At 66.5% G+C, this 16,080-nt stretch carries 17 protein-coding genes, 1 tRNA gene and 2 pseudogenes; 7 read left to right on the forward strand and 13 right to left on the reverse strand.

What is annotated here, in order from left to right:
• The first annotated feature begins 14 nt into the window (after positions 1 to 14).
• Entirely contained in the window at positions 15 to 815 is an 801-nt protein-coding gene (gene fdhD / locus ACG00X_RS04715; protein ID WP_394486844.1) for a formate dehydrogenase accessory sulfurtransferase FdhD, read from the forward strand.
• On the opposite strand, the gene ACG00X_RS04720 is transcribed toward fdhD, so the two are convergent.
• The 11 genes and pseudogenes from ACG00X_RS04720 to cysS all read right to left on the reverse strand — a co-directional run bounded on the left by ACG00X_RS04720 (position 806) and on the right by cysS (position 9,493).
• Entirely contained in the window at positions 806 to 1,861 is a 1,056-nt protein-coding gene (locus ACG00X_RS04720; RefSeq protein WP_394486845.1) for a sulfotransferase family protein, read from the reverse strand. The genes fdhD and ACG00X_RS04720 overlap by 10 nt on opposite strands.
• Positions 1,858 to 2,817, reverse strand: coding sequence for a hypothetical protein (locus tag ACG00X_RS04725; protein ID WP_394486846.1), 960 nt, complete (start codon positions 2,815 to 2,817; stop codon positions 1,858 to 1,860). The genes ACG00X_RS04720 and ACG00X_RS04725 overlap by 4 nt, the downstream gene beginning before the upstream one ends.
• A 44-nt stretch (positions 2,818 to 2,861) precedes the next feature.
• Positions 2,862 to 3,512: an adenylyl-sulfate kinase gene (cysC, locus tag ACG00X_RS04730; protein ID WP_394486847.1), complete on the reverse strand. Its 651-nt coding sequence runs from the start codon at positions 3,510 to 3,512 to the stop codon at positions 2,862 to 2,864.
• 246 nt (positions 3,513 to 3,758) lie between these two features.
• A tRNA-Ser gene (locus ACG00X_RS04735) sits at positions 3,759 to 3,851 on the reverse strand.
• Between the two features lie 48 nt (positions 3,852 to 3,899).
• Entirely contained in the window at positions 3,900 to 5,174 is a 1,275-nt protein-coding gene (locus tag ACG00X_RS04740) for an aspartate kinase (protein WP_394486848.1), read from the reverse strand.
• Positions 5,175 to 5,234: 60 nt separating this feature from the next.
• Positions 5,235 to 5,681 carry a TilS substrate C-terminal domain-containing protein gene (locus ACG00X_RS04745; RefSeq protein WP_394487122.1) on the reverse strand — a complete coding sequence of 149 codons (447 nt, stop codon included), beginning with the start codon at positions 5,679 to 5,681 and terminating at the stop codon, positions 5,235 to 5,237.
• Positions 5,664 to 5,870: pseudogene (locus tag ACG00X_RS04750) on the reverse strand (TilS substrate-binding domain-containing protein); the annotation flags it as partial. The gene ACG00X_RS04745 and the pseudogene ACG00X_RS04750, both read right to left, overlap by 18 nt.
• A 99-nt stretch (positions 5,871 to 5,969) precedes the next feature.
• Positions 5,970 to 6,611 (reverse strand): annotated as a pseudogene (gene tilS / locus ACG00X_RS04755) (tRNA lysidine(34) synthetase TilS); the annotation flags it as partial.
• Positions 6,508 to 7,479 (reverse strand): acetyl-CoA carboxylase carboxyltransferase subunit alpha, encoded by a 972-nt coding sequence (locus tag ACG00X_RS04760; RefSeq protein ID WP_394486849.1) that lies wholly within the window; start codon positions 7,477 to 7,479, stop codon positions 6,508 to 6,510. The pseudogene tilS and the gene ACG00X_RS04760, both read right to left, overlap by 104 nt.
• Positions 7,479 to 8,120 carry a DNA-3-methyladenine glycosylase family protein gene (locus ACG00X_RS04765; protein WP_394486850.1) on the reverse strand — a complete coding sequence of 214 codons (642 nt, stop codon included), beginning with the start codon at positions 8,118 to 8,120 and terminating at the stop codon, positions 7,479 to 7,481. The genes ACG00X_RS04760 and ACG00X_RS04765 overlap by 1 nt, the downstream gene beginning before the upstream one ends.
• Complete coding sequence (gene cysS, locus ACG00X_RS04770; RefSeq protein ID WP_394486851.1) at positions 8,120 to 9,493, reverse strand: cysteine--tRNA ligase; 1,374 nt, start codon at positions 9,491 to 9,493, stop codon at positions 8,120 to 8,122. Before cysS ends, ACG00X_RS04765 begins: the two co-directional genes overlap by 1 nt.
• A gap of 129 nt (positions 9,494 to 9,622) precedes the next feature.
• Between cysS and ACG00X_RS04775 the strand changes: the two genes are divergently transcribed.
• The 5 genes from ACG00X_RS04775 to ACG00X_RS04795 are packed head-to-tail and all read left to right on the forward strand — an operon-like array spanning position 9,623 to position 12,716.
• A complete protein-coding gene (locus ACG00X_RS04775) occupies positions 9,623 to 10,141 on the forward strand; it encodes a tetratricopeptide repeat protein (RefSeq protein WP_394486852.1) in 519 nt (172 codons plus the stop codon).
• 1 nt (position 10,142) lies between these two features.
• Positions 10,143 to 10,706, forward strand: a complete 564-nt coding sequence (locus ACG00X_RS04780) for a peptidylprolyl isomerase (protein ID WP_394486854.1) — start codon at positions 10,143 to 10,145, stop codon at positions 10,704 to 10,706.
• Positions 10,703 to 11,200 (forward strand): peptidylprolyl isomerase, encoded by a 498-nt coding sequence (locus tag ACG00X_RS04785; RefSeq protein ID WP_394486855.1) that lies wholly within the window; start codon positions 10,703 to 10,705, stop codon positions 11,198 to 11,200. Before ACG00X_RS04780 ends, ACG00X_RS04785 begins: the two co-directional genes overlap by 4 nt.
• On the forward strand, positions 11,197 to 11,943 hold the full coding sequence (locus tag ACG00X_RS04790; protein WP_394486856.1) for a UDP-2,3-diacylglucosamine diphosphatase: 747 nt from the start codon (positions 11,197 to 11,199) through the stop codon (positions 11,941 to 11,943). The genes ACG00X_RS04785 and ACG00X_RS04790 overlap by 4 nt, the downstream gene beginning before the upstream one ends.
• Complete coding sequence (locus ACG00X_RS04795) at positions 11,940 to 12,716, forward strand: M90 family metallopeptidase (protein ID WP_394486857.1); 777 nt, start codon at positions 11,940 to 11,942, stop codon at positions 12,714 to 12,716. The genes ACG00X_RS04790 and ACG00X_RS04795 overlap by 4 nt, the downstream gene beginning before the upstream one ends.
• A 215-nt stretch (positions 12,717 to 12,931) precedes the next feature.
• Here ACG00X_RS04795 and clpA read toward each other — a convergent pair whose 3' ends face one another.
• Positions 12,932 to 15,256 carry an ATP-dependent Clp protease ATP-binding subunit ClpA gene (gene clpA, locus ACG00X_RS04800; RefSeq protein ID WP_394486858.1) on the reverse strand — a complete coding sequence of 775 codons (2,325 nt, stop codon included), beginning with the start codon at positions 15,254 to 15,256 and terminating at the stop codon, positions 12,932 to 12,934.
• On the reverse strand, positions 15,253 to 15,633 hold the full coding sequence (gene clpS / locus ACG00X_RS04805; RefSeq protein WP_394486859.1) for an ATP-dependent Clp protease adapter ClpS: 381 nt from the start codon (positions 15,631 to 15,633) through the stop codon (positions 15,253 to 15,255). Before clpS ends, clpA begins: the two co-directional genes overlap by 4 nt.
• 181 nt (positions 15,634 to 15,814) lie before the next feature.
• Between clpS and ACG00X_RS04810 the strand changes: the two genes are divergently transcribed.
• Positions 15,815 to 16,066 (forward strand): cold-shock protein, encoded by a 252-nt coding sequence (locus tag ACG00X_RS04810; protein WP_394486860.1) that lies wholly within the window; start codon positions 15,815 to 15,817, stop codon positions 16,064 to 16,066.
• Positions 16,067 to 16,080: the final 14 nt, after the last annotated feature.

Raw genomic sequence — 16,080 nt, forward strand, 5'->3', positions numbered from 1 at the left:
CCTATGATGCCGGCATGACAACCGCCCTGCCCCCACTCCCGCTCGATGGCGATGCGGCCTTGCTGCGCGTTCGCCCCGTCGATGGCGACGCCGACGAGGTGGTCGCCGTGGAGATGCCGATCGCATTGACCGTGAACGGCATCTCGCAGGCCGTCATGCTGGGCACCCCGCTGGACCTCGAGGATTTCGCGCTCGGCTTCGCGCTGTCGGAAGGCTGGCTGGCCCATGCCGGGGAGTTGCTGGACGTTGACATCGACGACTCGCGCGCCGACGGCATCGAGCTCGCGCTGCGCATCACGGCCGCACGCGAACAAGGCCTCAAGCTGCGCCGCCGCCAACTGGCGGGCCGCACCGGCTGCGGCCTGTGCGGCCTGGAGAGCCTGGCCGACTTCCATGCCTTGCGACCGGCCCGCCTGGCGCCGCCAACCCTGCCCCACGGCGCGTTGGCCCGGGCGGCTGCCGCGCTGCCGCAGGCACAGCAGCTCAATGCCCGTTGCGGCGGCCTGCACGCCGCCGCCTGGTGCGCCGTGGACGGCACGCTGCAATTCGTGCGCGAGGACATCGGCCGCCATAACGCGCTGGACAAGCTGATCGGCGCCCGTGCGCGGGCCATTCGCGGCGGCGCTGCGGCCGAGGGCTTCGTCATGATGTCCAGCCGCGCCAGCCACGAACTCGTCCACAAGGCCGCCATGGCCGGCATCGGCGTGCTGGCCTGCGTGTCGGCGCCCAGCAGCCTCGCCATCGCGACGGCACAGGGCCTGGGCGTGCAGCTGTGGGCCTTCGTCCGCGAGGCGCGCGCAACCCGCTACGCGTGATCGAGGCTTTGCCGCACGCGGGTGAGGTAGTCCGCCCGGAACCGCCGCAGCACGTAGTCGCGATGATTGGATTCGGCCAGCCCGGCCCAGGCCTGAACACGCCCCTGCGCAGACGCCTGGGCGCAAGCCGCCAGCGTGTCCGCCCCCGGCTCGGGCTTCGAGGCCGCCGTCATCAGCTCATAGCCATAGTGCTGCATGAGCTCCATCGCCAGCGACTCGATGGTCTCGATGTCATCCATGGACAGCTGGGTCTTGAACTTGTCCTGGATGGCCGGGATCGGCGCGAAGCAGTTCGACTGCCACAGGTCAGACATCTTCGCGAGCTGACGCGCCTCGCTCGATGCCGCCACGTCGAGCATGGCCGGCAGGAACTCGATATTGATGAAGCCGCACACCCTGCGCAGCACGCGCTCCTGGTCGGCAATGAAGTCCTCGAAGCGGATGGTGAGGACGCGGTCCGGGTGACGCTGGGCGAGCGCTCGCCCGGCCTCATGCGCCTTCACCCAGCTGATCGCATTCAACGTGGTGTCGAAGTCGTGGATGATGGCTCTGTTCATCGACGCCACCTGGGCCCGCGGGTCCCGCACGACGTTGAGGAACAGCATGTCGGGAAAGATTGCGAGTTGCTCCTCTGCGTAGTGAACGCTGTCGAGCGACTTGTCCATGACGACCGTGGCGCCGTGTCGCTCCCCGGCGCGCAGCAGCAGCTCCCAGACGATCCTGTGCACGCTGCGATGCTGGCCCTTGATTGCATCGAAGATCTCGCCCGGGTCGAACGCCATGTCCGGCCACTTCACAACGCCGGCGGCCTGCAAGCCAACGACATCGACGACGAGCCGGAAATAGCGACGGTCGTCGTTCAAGTCGCCATACAGCGGCACCAGCGGCATGAAGTCGACGATGTGCAGCGGATACGGCGAATAGAAGTCGGCGTTGATGTTCAACCGCAAACGCAGCGCATGGCTGCCGCAGCGTCGCAGCGGCGTCATCAGCAGCGGCAAGGGACGGCCGGACGGCGTACGGCCGGGAACGATAGAAGCCATCATGTCCCTCTCTCGATGTGCCGGAAGTAGTCGGCGATGAAGCGATCCAGCTCCGCTTCGGGGAGCCGGTCGATGCCGGCCGCACCGGCTCGACCATTGCCATCGGCATAGCGCCTGCAGAGCACATCGGCGCCAACGCCGGCGCGAGTCCGCACACTGACGACGTAGCCGCCCTCGGCTCGGGCTGTGAGCAGCGCAACACAGGCGCCCGGGCTTCGCTGCGTCAGCGCATTGGCCAGCGTCCCGCTGAGCCGCCGGGCCCAGGGAGCCGCCGGCAGCAGGTAGAGCGCGCCATCGTCAGACTCTCGATGGGGGCGCAACGACTGCGCGTGCTGCTGGTCATCGCGATAGCCGTCGGCCAGCGCCTGGTAGTGCGGTGAGCTGACGACGAAATCGAACGGGCTCTCGAAAGCGTGCAGGGCCTCGTACAAGGCCTGGGGATGAAAGTGCAAGTCCTGCACCGTCTCGCCATAGGCGTTGTAGTTGAGCAGCAGGCCCAGGTTTCTCAGCTGAAGAGTCGCCTCGTCGCCATGCCCGCGCTCCTGGGCAAGCTTCTCGGCCACGGACAGCAGGTTGTCGCCGAACGCCCCCGTGATGGCCCAGTCGCGATGGCGGCCGCCCACGTGGCGATCGACCAGCAAGGCCGTGCAGACCTCCGGCGATGGGTCGATGCAGGTGCGCAGACACGGGTGCTCGAAGCACAGTGAGGCCGCGTGATGGTCGAAGTACTGAACAGTTCCACCCGCCTCCAGGACTCGCCGTACATGGCCGGCATTGCGATCGAAGCAGAGATCCAGCGCGGTGACCTCCAACGAGGGCCCTTCCGGCAGGTGGCGCAGCAGGTCGATTTCGCGCTTGACGCCCGTGACGAGGCTGGCGCTTCGCGGCTCGCACAGGCGCAGCTGATGCAACGAACACAGGCCGTCGGCATCGCCGTTGAAGAGGTCAAAGCCATGCATGACGCCGTCACCGCTTCGCTTCGCCCTGCCCGGCCGCTCTGCCGCTACTGCAGCACGCCGAGGCCGTGGAGCACATTCATCAGTTCGTCGGCCGCCTGCTCCAGCGTCAGGCGCCCGGCATCGAGGCGCAACGCCGGCGCTTCGGGCTCTTCGTAGGGCGCCGACACGCCCGTGAACTCGCTGATCAGCCCGGCGCGAGCCTTGGCATACAACCCCTTGGGATCGCGCGACTCACACACCGTCAGATCCGCGCTCATGTGCACTTCGACGAAACGCGACTCGCCAACGATGGTGCGGGCCATGGCGCGGTCTTCTCGCCGTGGCGAGATCAGCGCACTGAAAACAATGAGCCCGGCTTCGTTCATCAACGAAGCGACCTCAGCGGCGCGGCGGATGTTCTCCTGCCGATCGCGCGCGCTGAAACCCAGGTCGCGGTTGAGATGGTGGCGCAGGTTGTCGCCGTCCAGCACGAAGCTCAGGCTGCCCCGTGCGAGCAGGCGGCGCTCCATTTCATAGGCCAGCGTCGACTTGCCGGCGCCGCTCAGGCCCGTCAACCACACCGTCGATGGCCGCTGCCGCAGAAGCCGTGCGCGGTCCAGCGTCGACACCGTGCCCGCGTGCTTGAATATCTCTCTGCCGAGTGGCAACGCATCGACGAGCGGGGCGCCAGCGACACTGCCTGATGTTCGGCTCATGACATTTGCTCCGCACAAACGTTGTTATGCGAATATTTTGCGCAGGCGGGCACTCACGCGATAGCCCCGAAGATGGCATCAATTCGCAATTTGGCCGTTGGCGCCGCGAGCTTCGCTCGCCACCATGGTCAACGTTTGAACGAGACGTCAGATACGCCGCCGCAAACGAAAAAGCCCGCTTTCACAGAGAAAGCGGGCTTTTCGTGTTCTTCGCGAGACTTCAGAAAACGTCTCAGAACTTGTACTTGGCGGAGTCGGAGGGATTCGAACCCTCGATGCAGGTTTTGCCCACATACTCCCTTAGCAGGGGAGCACCTTCGGCCACTCGGTCACGACTCCAGCAGAGCCTCGCATTCTATATCAAGAAAACGAGCCCGATTTGAAATTTCAGGCGGCTGCCGCGTCCTGATCCAGATCGAAGGCCTTGTGCAGTGCGCGAACGGCCAGTTCCATGTACTTCTCGTCGATGACGACGCTGGTCTTGATCTCGCTGGTGGAGATCATCTGGATGTTGATGCCCTCTTCCGACAGCGACCGGAACATCTTGCTGGCCACGCCCACGTGCGAGCGCATGCCGATGCCGACGATGGAGACCTTGCAGATCTTGGGATCGCCGACAACCTTGGCTGCGTTGGTGGCCGGGCCGACCGTGTTCTGCAGCAACTCCATCGTGCGCGCGTAGTCGTTGCGGTGCACGGTGAACGAGAAGTCGGTCTTCCCGTCCTGGGAGACGTTCTGGATGATGACGTCGATGTCGATGTTGGCCTCGGCCACGGGGCCCAGGATCTGGAAGGCGATGCCGGGCTTGTCGGGCACGCCCAGCAGCGTCACCTTGGCCTCGTCACGGTTGAAGGCAATGCCCGAAACGACGGCTTGTTCCATGTTTTCGTCCTCTTCAAAACTGATCAGGGTGCCGGACTTGGCTTCTTCGTTGATGTCGATGTCCCAGGGCGTGAAGCTGGACAGCACGCGCAGCGGCACCTTGTACTTCCCGGCGAATTCCACCGAGCGGATCTGCAGGATCTTGGAGCCGAGCGAGGCCATCTCCAGCATCTCTTCGAAGCTGATGGTGTGCAGCCGGCGCGCTTCCGGGACGATGCGCGGATCGGTCGTGTAGACGCCGTCCACGTCGGTGTAGATGAGGCACTCATCGGCCTTCATCGCCGCAGCGATGGCCACCGCCGAGGTGTCGGAGCCGCCCCGGCCCAGCGTCGTGATGTTGCGATCCGCGTCGACGCCCTGGAAGCCCGCGATGACGACGACCTTGCCGGCCGCCAGGTCAGCCCGCACCCGCTGGTCGTCGATGCTCTCGATGCGAGCCTTGGTGTAGGAAGAGTCGGTCGCGACCGGTACCTGCCAGCCGGTGTAGCTCACCGACGGAATGCCTTCGGCCTGCAGCGCGATCGCCAGCAAACCGACGGAGACCTGCTCGCCCGTGGCGGCAATCATGTCGAGCTCACGGTTGACGTCGGCCGTCACGCTGGCCGGCGACAGTTCCTTGGCCAGGCCGAGCAGACGGTTCGTCTCTCCGCTCATGGCCGATGGCACGACGACCAGTTGGTGGCCAGCACGCACCCATTTGGCGACGCGCTTGGCGACGTTGCGGATGCGATCGGTGGACCCCATCGAGGTGCCGCCGTACTTGTGGACGATCAGAGCCATGTGTTTGAGCGAAGGCTGAGGACGGAGCGGCCAGGAGGGCGCACTCGCAAACCTGGCATTTTATGCAAGCGGACCGCGCTCGCCTTCGCGCTGAGACAAGTCGGAGTCGTCCTGCCAGTGGATGGAGAGCTGCGGCTCATCTTGGCCGGCGAAGGCCCGGGCGTCCATGCCCAGGCCCGCGACGGCGACCACCTCACCTCGGGCGTCGACCAACACCGGGCCGTGGCGCCGCCACGGCGGCAGGCTCGCCTCCTGGCAGGCCTTCTTCAGCGCGCGCGGCACGGACGCGGGCGCGCGCTGGAACTGCTCGCCACCGCGTCGCGCCTGCTGCGTCAGCGCCGCCAACCGTGCCGGCGCAATGCCAGGCACGCCCGGCTCGACCCACCAACTGCCCCGCCATGCCGGCTGCACATGCCGGCCCGGCCTGCTGAGGTCGACGACAGACGGCGCCGGTGATGCGCCCGACTCGGCATGCCAGTACAAGCCATCTCGGTACGCATGCAGCATGCCGCCGGGTGCCGGCCAGCACAGCGTCGCACCCGGCCGCCATTCGGCCAGGATCCGAACGATCAGCGAGGCAGGTGCCAAGACCTGGCTGGCCAGCCACGCACGCAGCGCATTGCTCGCGCGGACCGGCGTCAGGCCGGCCAGTAACGCGAGGTCCAGCCGGTCAGCCGAACCCAAGCGCGCGAGGTCCTCAGCCGCCACCTCGGACGCCAACGCCTGGGCGTCCGCGGCCCAGCGTGCCGCCTGGGCCAGACCGGCCTCAGCAGCAGGAAATGCCGGCCACAACGCCTGCCTCAGCCGGTTGCGCGCATAGCGGCCATCTTGATTGCTCGGGTCTTCGATCCAGCGCAGGCCGTGCTGCTCGGCATAGGCCCGGATGGCCGCACGCGGCCTGTCCAGCCAGGGGCGCCCCCAACACAAGCCGTTGCGCCATTGCAGGCGCGGCATACCGGCCAAGCCGGCCGTACCGGCGCCGCGCATGGCCTGCAGCAGAAAGGTCTCAGCCTGGTCCTGGCGGTGATGCGCCAGCAGCAGCAGATCCGCGCCGGCCGCCATGGCCATGTCGTGCAGCGCCCGATAGCGGCCTTCGCGGGCCCAGGCCTCTACGCTGACGCCACGACCGGGCTGACCACGGAGCCGCGTGATGCGAAACGCCGCCCCACATGCCGTCGCCACGCGTTCGCAGTGAGCCGCCCATTCCTCGGCCTGCGGCTGCAGGCCATGGTGCACGTGCAGCGCCACCGCCGGCGCTCCCGAGCGAGCGACCACATGCAACAGCGCCGTGGAGTCGAGGCCGCCGCTGAAGGCGACCGCGACGGGAGAGAAATCAGCGATTCTTGGTGTCGCTGAAGCGGCCATAGGCCTGGACGCGCTCATAGCGGCGGTCCAGCAGCTCGCGGGTCTTGAGGTCGCTGACCTGACGCAGCGCATCGCTGAGCGCGCGCTTCAGGTTGGACGCCATCTGCTTGCCGTCACGGTGCGCGCCGCCGACGGGTTCGCTGACGATCTTGTCGATCAGGCCCAGTGCCTTCAGGCGATGCGCCGTGATGCCCAGCGCTTCGGCCGCGTCGGAAGCACGCTCGCTGCTCTTCCACAGGATGGACGCGCAGCCTTCCGGCGAGATGACGGAGTAGGCCGCGAACTGCAGCATCAGCACCTGGTCGGCCACGCCGATGGCCAGCGCGCCGCCCGAACCGCCCTCACCGATGATGGTGGCGATGATGGGCACTTCCAGCTGCGCCATCTCGAGGATGTTGCGGCCGATGGCTTCCGACTGGCCCCGCTCCTCGGCGCCAATGCCGGGATAGGCACCCATGGTGTCGATGAAGGTGAAGACCGGCAGGCCGAACTTCTCGGCCAGCTTCATCAGGCGCAGCGCCTTGCGGTAGCCCTCGGGGCGCGGCATGCCGAAGTTGCGCAGCGTGCGCTCCTTCGCATCGGCGCCGCGCTGGTGGCCGATGATCATGCAGGCTTGGCCATTGAAGCGGGCCAGGCCGCCGACGATGGCGGCGTCGTCAGCGAAGTGCCGGTCGCCATGCAGCTCCTGGAACTCGGTGAAGACATCCGCGCAGTAATCCAGAGTCTGCGGGCGCTGCGGGTGGCGGGCGATCTGGTAGACCTGCCAGGGCGCGACGTTGGAGTAGACCTCCTTGGTCAGCTGCTGGCTTTTCTTGGAGAGGCGGTCGATCTCCTCGGAGATGTCGACAGCGGACTCGCTCTGCACATAGCGCAGTTCTTCGATCTTGGTCTCGAGCTCTGCGATGGGTTGCTCGAATTCAAGGAAATGTTTCTTGCTCATCAGTAGTCCACGGGTAGCGGATCGAGGCTGCGCCAAATGTACCAAACCGCCACGGAGCGGTACGGCGCCCAGGCGTCACCCACCTCGCGCGCCTCGGCGCGGGAGACGGGTTCACCGGAAAAATAGTTCTGGCTGATGCCCTTGAGCAGGCCGGCGTCGTCCAGCGGCATCACGTTGGGGCGCATCAGGTGGAAGATCAGGAACATCTCGGCCGTCCAGCGGCCGATGCCGCGAATGGCCACCAGTTCCTCGATGATGGCCTCGTCGTCCATCTGCGCCCACTGGCGCACATGCACGCTGCCGGCATCGAAATGCTCGGCGAGGTCACGCAGATAGTCGACCTTGCGCGCCGACAGGCCGGCGGCGCGCTGGCTCTCGACGTCGAGCGCGAGCACTGCGGCCGGCTGGAACTTGGGGCACAGCGCAACCCAGCGGTTCCACACCGACTGGGCCGACGCGACCGAGATCTGCTGGCCGACGATGGAGCGCGCGAGTGTCGCGAACGCATCGCCGCGACTTTGCAGGCGGGCCTCGCCGAACTGCGGGATGAGCTTGCGCAGCACCCGATCTCGCTTGATCAGGTGCCGGCAGGCGTCGTCCCAATAGTCCGGCGTGACCTCGACAGGGGTCCGGGACGCCATCAGCTCTTCACCCAGGTCGTGCCACCCGCGCCATCTTTGAGCGTGATGCCCTTCGCGGCCAGCTCGGCGCGGATCGCGTCGGCACCGGCGAAGTCTTTGGCGGCCTTGGCGGCGGCACGAGCGGCGATGCGCTCCTCGATCCAGGCCGACTCGTCGCCCGCAGAACCACCTTGCAGATAAGCGCGCGGCGCCTGCTGCAGGATGCCCAGCACGCCGGCAAGCGCCTTCAGCAGACCCGCCTTTTGCGGGGAACGGTCACGGTTGACCTCGTTGACCAGATCGAACAACACCGCGATGGCGCCGGGCGTGCCGAAGTCCTCGTCCATGGCCGTCTTGAACGCGGCGGCATGCGGCTCGCTCCAGTCGATGGCCACCTCGGCGGGGACCACAGCGTCCAGCGCCGTGTAGAGCCTGGTGAGCGCCGTGCGGGCGTCTTCGAGGTGCGAGTCGCTGAAATTGAACGGCCGGCGGTAGTGCGTGCGCAGCATGAAGAAGCGCAGCGTCTCGCCATCGAACTTCTGCAGCACATCGCGGATGGTGAAGAAATTGCCCAGGCTCTTGGACATCTTCTCGCCATCGACGTTCAGGAAGCCGTTGTGCAGCCAATAAGTGGCGAACGGGTAGCCGGCACCCTGGCTCTGCGCGATCTCGTTCTCGTGGTGCGGGAACTGCAGGTCGGCGCCGCCGCCGTGGATGTCGAAGCTCTCGCCCAGCAACGCGCAGCTCATCGCCGAGCACTCGATGTGCCAGCCTGGCCGGCCCTCGCCGAACGGCGCGGCCCATTTCGCATCGGCCGGCTCTTCGGCCTTGGCGGCCTTCCACAGCACGAAGTCCAGCGGGTCGAGCTTGCCGTCGTCGACGGCCACACGCTCACCGGCACGCAGGTCGTCGACGCTCTTGCCGCTGAGCTTGCCGTAGCCATCGAACTTGCGCACGGCGTAGTTCACGTCACCGCCCTCGGCCCGGTAGGCCAGGCCGCGCGCTTCCAGCCGCTCGATCAGCGACAGCATCTGCGGCACGTACTCGGTGGCGCGCGGCTCGTGGTCGGGGCGCAGCAGACCGACGGCAGCGAAATCATCGTGCATCGCCGCCGTCATCTCTTCGGTGAGCTGGCGGATGGTGATGCCGCGCTCGACGGCGCGCTTGATGATCTTGTCGTCGATGTCCGTGACGTTGCGGACGTAGGTGACCGCATAGCCGCTGGCGCGCAGCCAGCGGTAGATGACATCGAACGCCATGTTCATGCGCAGATGCCCCATGTGGCACAGATCGTAGACCGTGATGCCGCACACATACATGCGCACCTGGCCAGGCACGAGCGGCTTGAAGTCTTCGAAGGTGCGGCTGAGAGAGCTGTAGACGCGCAGGGACATGAGGAACCGGGAACTGGGGGACAAGCCCTCCGCCAACAAGAAGCCCCGCTCAGGGGCCGGCCAGGCGGGGCTCATAGAATGAAATCAGTATACCGGCCGCCCCCGAGGCCGTTCCCCGCCACAACCCTCATGCGCCTCCCCGCCCTCACCCTTGCGCTGCTGCTCGCTCTGGCAGCCGTGCCCGCCTGCGCCGACGATCTGACCAACGCCCAACGCCTGTGGCTGGCCGGTCAGAAGACCCAGGCGATCGACCAGGTCGAGCAAGCCCTGACCCGCTCGCCAGACGACCTGCAACTGCGCTTCTCGCTGGGCGTCATGCGCATGGAGATGGGCGAACGCCCGCAGGCGCTGGCCATCTTCACGCGGCTGACGCAGGACTTCCCCGACCTGCCCGACCCATTCAACAACCTCGCTGTGCTGCGCGCTGCCGCAGGCGAACTCGACGAAGCCAAGGACGCGCTGGAACAGGCGCTGCGCCTGCAGCCCGAGCATGCGCAGGCCCAGGAGAATCTGGGCGACGTGCTGGTTCGCCTGGCACTGCGGGCCTACCAGCGCGCGCAGAAACTCTCGCTGGCGCCTGGCGATGCGCTCGCCGGCAAGATCAACGGCGCGCTCGCCCTGACCCGCACCCTCAACAAGACACGCTGACATGACCAAGACCGCCCTGTTCCTGGCCGCCCTGCTGAGCGCCACGTGCGCCTCGGCCCAGACCGTGAAGCTCCAGACCAGCGAAGGCGACATCCGCATCGAGCTGAACGCCGAGAAGGCGCCCAAATCTGTTGCCAACTTTCTGCAATATGTGAAAGCAGGCCATTACAACGGTGTCATCTTCCACCGCGTCATCGGCAACTTCATGATCCAGACGGGCGGCTACGATGCCAAGCTGAACCAGCGCCCGACCAAGGCGCCGATTCCGCTGGAGTCCAGCAACGGCCTGTCCAACCTGCGCGGCAGCGTGGCGATGGCACGCACCAACGACCCCAACTCCGCCACGTCGCAGTTCTTCATCAACGTGGTCGACAACGCCAACCTCGACGCGGACGTCGGTCGCATCGGCACGGGTTACGCGGTGTTCGGCCAGGTCGTCGACGGCATGGACGTCGTCGACAAGATCCGCGCCACCGAAACGGCGCCGAAGAACATGTTCTTCCAGGATCTGCCCCTCAAGCCCATCTTCATCAACAAGGCCGTCATCGAGCCCGCAAAAAAATGAGCCAAGTCAAACTGACCACCAACCACGGCGACATCCTGATCGAGCTGGACGCCGCCAAGGCGCCGCTGTCGGTCGCAAACTTCCTGCAATACGTGCGCAGCGGCCACTACGACGGCACGGTGTTCCACCGCGTCATCAAGGGCTTCATGATCCAGGGCGGCGGCTTCGAGGCCGGCATGAAGCAGAAGGCCACCGAGGCCCCCATCCAGAACGAGGCCAACAACGGCCTAAAGAACGCCCACTACACGCTGGCGATGGCGCGCACCAACGCCCCGCACTCGGCGACGGCGCAGTTCTTCATCAACACGACCAACAACGGCTTCCTGGACTTCAAGTCCGAAAGCCCGTCGGGTTGGGGCTATGCCGTGTTCGGCAAGGTTGTCCAAGGGCAGGAAGTGGTCGACAAGATCGAGAAGGTCAAGACAGCCGGCCGCGGCGGCCATGGCGACGTGCCCGTCGAGGACGTGGTCATCGAGAAGGCCGTCGAGGTTTGATCCACACGCTGACGGCGCCCGCGACCTGGCAGCAGGTGGACCTGCTGTCCGACCTGCACCTGGCGCCGGACACGCCGGCCACGCTCGCGCGGCTTGAACGCCACCTCGCCGAAACGCCGGCGCAGGCGGTGCTGTTGCTCGGCGACATCTTTGAAGTCTGGGTGGGCGACGACGCACGCCACGAGCCTTTCGAGGCCGGCGTCGTCACGATGTTGCGCGACGCCGCGAGGCGGCTGGACCTGTTCTTCATGGCCGGCAACCGCGACTTCCTCGTCGGCACGGACATGCTGGCCGACGCCGACATGTCCGCCCTGCCCGACCCCACCGTGCTGAGCGCCTTCGGCCAGCGCTGGCTGCTGGCCCACGGCGATGCGCAATGCCTGTCGGACGCCGGCTACCAAGCCTGGCGCGCGACGAGCCGCTCCGCGGCCTGGCAGGCGGACTTCCTCGCCAAGCCGCTGGCCGACCGCCAGGCCTTCGGCAGGCAGGCCCGCGCACAAAGCCGCGCTTCGCAGGCCGCCCAACTGATGGGCATGGACCTCGATGCCGACGCCTGCCGCGCGCTGCTGCGCGAGGCCAACGCCGCGACGCTGATCCACGGCCACACGCACCGCCCGGCCGAGCACGACCTGGGGGATGGCCTGCGGCGCATCGTGCTGTCCGACTGGGACCTTGGCGCCGAGACCACGCGCGGGGACGTGATCCGCTTGTCAGCCGCCGGTCTGCAGCGCATCGCCCTGTGATCCTGAAGGCGCTCAGGAACTGGCGCGAGCAACGCGCCGCCCGCCGCCACGCCATCCCCGATGCGCTGTGGCAGCTCACGCTGCTGCGCTACCCCTTCCTGGCCCAGCGCAGCGACGACGACCTCGCCGAATTGCGCCGGCTGTGCAGCCTGTTCCTGTCGACCAAGGAGTTCCACGGTGTCGACGGCTTCGAGGTGACCGACGAAGTGGCCGTCGCCGTCGCGGCGCAGGCCTGCCTGCCGGTGCTGCGGCTGGGCCTCGACTGGTACGACAGCTTCGTCGGCATCGTCATGCATGCCGGCGAGGTCGTCGCGCAGCGCCGCGTCGAAGACGAGGACGGCATCGTCCACGAATACGACGAAGAGCTGGCGGGCGAAGCGATGGAAGGCGGGCCGCTGATGCTGGCCTGGCGGGCCATCGCCGTCAGTGACGACCCAGCGGAATTCGGCGCCGATGCAGTCTTCAACGTCGTCATCCACGAGTTCGCCCACGTCCTCGACATGCGCGACGGCGTGGCCGATGGCGTGCCGCCGATGGACAGCGCCGAGCGCGAGCGATGGATCTCCGTCATCGACGCCGAATGGGAGAAGTTCTGCGCGCGCATCGATGCCGGCGAGGACACGCTGATCGACCCCTACGGCGGCGAGGCCGTGGAGGAATTCTTCGCCGTGGCGGTGGAGGCCTTCTTCGTCGCACCGGCCGCCATGCGTGCCGAGGAACCGGCCATGTACGAGCTGCTGGCCGGATTCTTCAAACAGAACCCGGCCAGCTGACCGAACGAAAAAAGGGACGCCGAGGCGTCCCTTTCTCCTTCCGCATTCTCTGCGGCCGTCGTGCATTTCTGCGGGCCGAGCGCCGGGCCGCTCCTTAGCCGGCCCGCTCTGGCGATGTGCTTGGGGCTCGATGCCGCAAGCATCGCCGTCCCCTCGGGGGACCGACCAGACTTGCCCGCGTTCAGCGGCGCAAGGCTGGGCGAGGGGCCTCTACTTCAGGCCGTCGCCGGCTCCGCCTTGGGCTTGCCGTCCTTGCTGGGCTTGGGCGGGTTGGGATGAATGTCCAGCACCGTCTCGCCCTTATCGTCCACATCCACACTGAGGCGACCGCCATCGACGAGCTTGCCGAACAGCAGCTCGTCGGCCAGCGCGCGACGGATGGTGTCCTGGATCAGGCGCTGCATCGGCCGCGCACCCATCAGCGGATCGAAGCCCTTCTTGGCCAGTTGCTTGCGCAGCGCGTCGGAGAAGCTGACCTCGACCTTCTTCTCCTGCAACTGGCTTTCCAGCTGCAGCAGGAACTTGTCGACCACGCGCAGGATGATTTCCTCGTCCAGCGGGCGGAAGGACACGATGGCGTCCAGCCGGTTGCGGAACTCCGGCGTGAACAGGCGCTTGATGTCAGCCATCTCGTCGCCCTGCTGACGCTGCGTCGTGAAGCCGATGGTTGCCTTGTTCATGATCTCGGCGCCCGCATTGGTCGTCATGATGATGATGACGTTGCGGAAGTCGGCCTTGCGCCCGTTGTTGTCGGTCAGCGTGCCGTGGTCCATGACCTGCAACAGCACGTTGAAGACATCCGGGTGCGCCTTCTCGATCTCATCCAGCAGCAGCACCGCATGCGGCTTCTTCGTGACGGCCTCGGTCAGCAGGCCGCCCTGGTCAAAGCCCACATAGCCCGGAGGCGCGCCGATCAGGCGGCTGACGGCATGGCGCTCCATGTACTCGGACATGTCGAAGCGGATCAGCTCAACGCCCAGGATGTAGGCCAGTTGCTTGGCCACCTCCGTCTTGCCGACACCCGTGGGGCCGCTGAACAGGAAGCTGCCCACCGGCTTGTCCGGCCGGCCCAGGCCCGAACGCGCCATCTTGATGGCGGCGGCCAGCGCGTCGACGGCCGGGTCCTGGCCGAAGACGACGCTCTTGAGGTCGCGGTCCAGCGTCTTGAGCTTGCTGCGGTCGTCGCTGTTGACGGACGCGGGCGGGATGCGCGCGATCTTGGCGACGATGTCTTCCACCTCGGCGCGCGTGATGGTCTTCTTCTGCTTGCTCTTGGGCAGGATGCGCTGCGCGGCACCGGCCTCGTCGATGACGTCGATGGCCTTGTCCGGCAGGTGGCGGTCGTTGATGTACTTGGCCGACAGCTCGGCGGCCGCCTGCAGCGCGCCCAGGGCGTACTTGACCGAGTGGTGCTCCTCGAAGCGGCTCTTCAGGCCCTTCAGGATCTCGACGGTCTGCTCCACCGACGGCTCAGCCACGTCGACCTTCTGGAAGCGGCGGCTCAGCGCAGCATCCTTCTCGAAGATGCCGCGGTACTCGGTGAAGGTGGTCGCGCCGATGCACTTCATCGCGCCGCTGGACAGCGCCGGCTTCAGCAGGTTGCTCGCGTCCAGCGTGCCGCCCGAGGCTGCACCGGCGCCAATCAGCGTGTGGATCTCGTCGATGAACAGGATGGCGTGCGGCTGCTCCTTCAGCGCCTTCAGCACCGCCTTCAGGCGCTGCTCGAAGTCGCCGCGGTACTTGGTGCCCGCCAACAGCGCGCCCATGTCCAGCGAGTAGACGACGGAGTCGGCCAGCACGTCCGGCACCTCACCCTCGGTGATGCGCCAGGCCAGCCCCTCGGCGATGGCGGTCTTGCCAACGCCGGCTTCGCCAACCAACAGCGGGTTGTTCTTGCGGCGACGGCACAGCACCTGCACGACGCGCTCGACCTCGCTCTCGCGGCCGATCAGCGGGTCGATCTTGCCGTCCTTGGCCTGCTGGTTGAGGTTCTGCGTGAACTGCTCCAGCGGCGAGGCCTTCGGGCTGCCGCCCTCGCCTTCCTCGCGTTCGCTCTCCTGCCCCTGGGCCTGGCCTTCGGGCGCCTTGGGCGGCTCGGGATCGGTCTTCTTGATGCCGTGGGCGATGAAGTTGACGACGTCGAGCCGCGTCACGCCCTGCTGGTGCAGGTAGTACACGGCATGCGAATCCTTCTCGCCGAAGATGGCAACGAGCACGTTGGCACCGGTCACTTCCTTCTTGCCGCTGCCGGTGCTCTGCACATGCATGATGGCGCGCTGGATGACGCGCTGGAAACCCAGCGTCGGCTGCGTGTCCACCTCGTCGGTGCCGCCCACCATAGGCGTGTTTTCCTTGATGAACTGCGTCAGGCTCTTGCGCAGGTCGTCGAGGTTGGCCGCGCAGGCGCGCAGCACCTCGGCGGCGCTGGGGTTGTCGAGCAACGCGAGCAGCAGGTGCTCGACGGTGATGAATTCGTGCCGCTGCTGACGCGCTTCGACAAACGCCATGTGCAGACTGACTTCAAGCTCTTGCGCAATCATGCGGCCTCCATAATGCACTGCAGGGGATGGCCGGCACGCCGGGAGGCGGCCAGTACCAGCTCCACCTTGGTGGCAGCGACGTCCTTGGTGAACACACCGCAGACCCCACGACCCTCATGGTGGATTTTGAGCATGATCTGCGTCGCCGTATCCAGGTCATGCCGGAAAAATTCCTGCAGAACCATGACAACAAACTCCATCGGCGTGAAATCGTCGTTCAGCAGCAGCACCTGATAGAGCCGCGGGGGCTCGGTCTTCTGCGGCTGACGCTCGACGACCACGGCGCCATCGCCTTCGTCCTTGCCGGGTTTCAAGGGCGGCATGGGCGGGGGCGGCGCTGACTGGTTTCTTGGTGAAAAGACGGGGAGCACAGGCATGAATCGATTCTATCGACGGGGGTATCCCCTCGCCGATGGCAGGCACTTGGCGCCGGTTGATGAAATTGCAAGCAGCTGCGGGAGAACCCGGCCGGGAAGGTCCCGAATTGACGCCCCTATTCACGTCACCAAAATCCGCTCCGCCTCTCCAGGAGGCGCCCCAAAGAACGGAGACAACATGATGGCGCAGGGCAAGGTCAAATGGTTCAACGACGCCAAGGGCTTTGGTTTCATCGAGCCGGAAGCCGGTGGCGATGATGTCTTCGCCCATTTCTCGGCGATCCAGATGGAGGGCTTTCGCACGCTGAAGCAGGGCAGCCAGGTGCAGTTCGACCTGGTGCAGGGCCCCAAGGGCCAGCTCGCCCAGAACATCACGCCGATGGAAGCCGCCGCGCGCGCGGCCGAGCAGCAGCAGTCGTCGCTGCAGGCCTGAATCCGCACGGAAGC

This window comes from Pelomonas nitida (genome assembly GCF_043555975.1).
GTDB lineage: Bacteria > Pseudomonadota > Gammaproteobacteria > Burkholderiales > Burkholderiaceae_C > Pelomonas > Pelomonas nitida.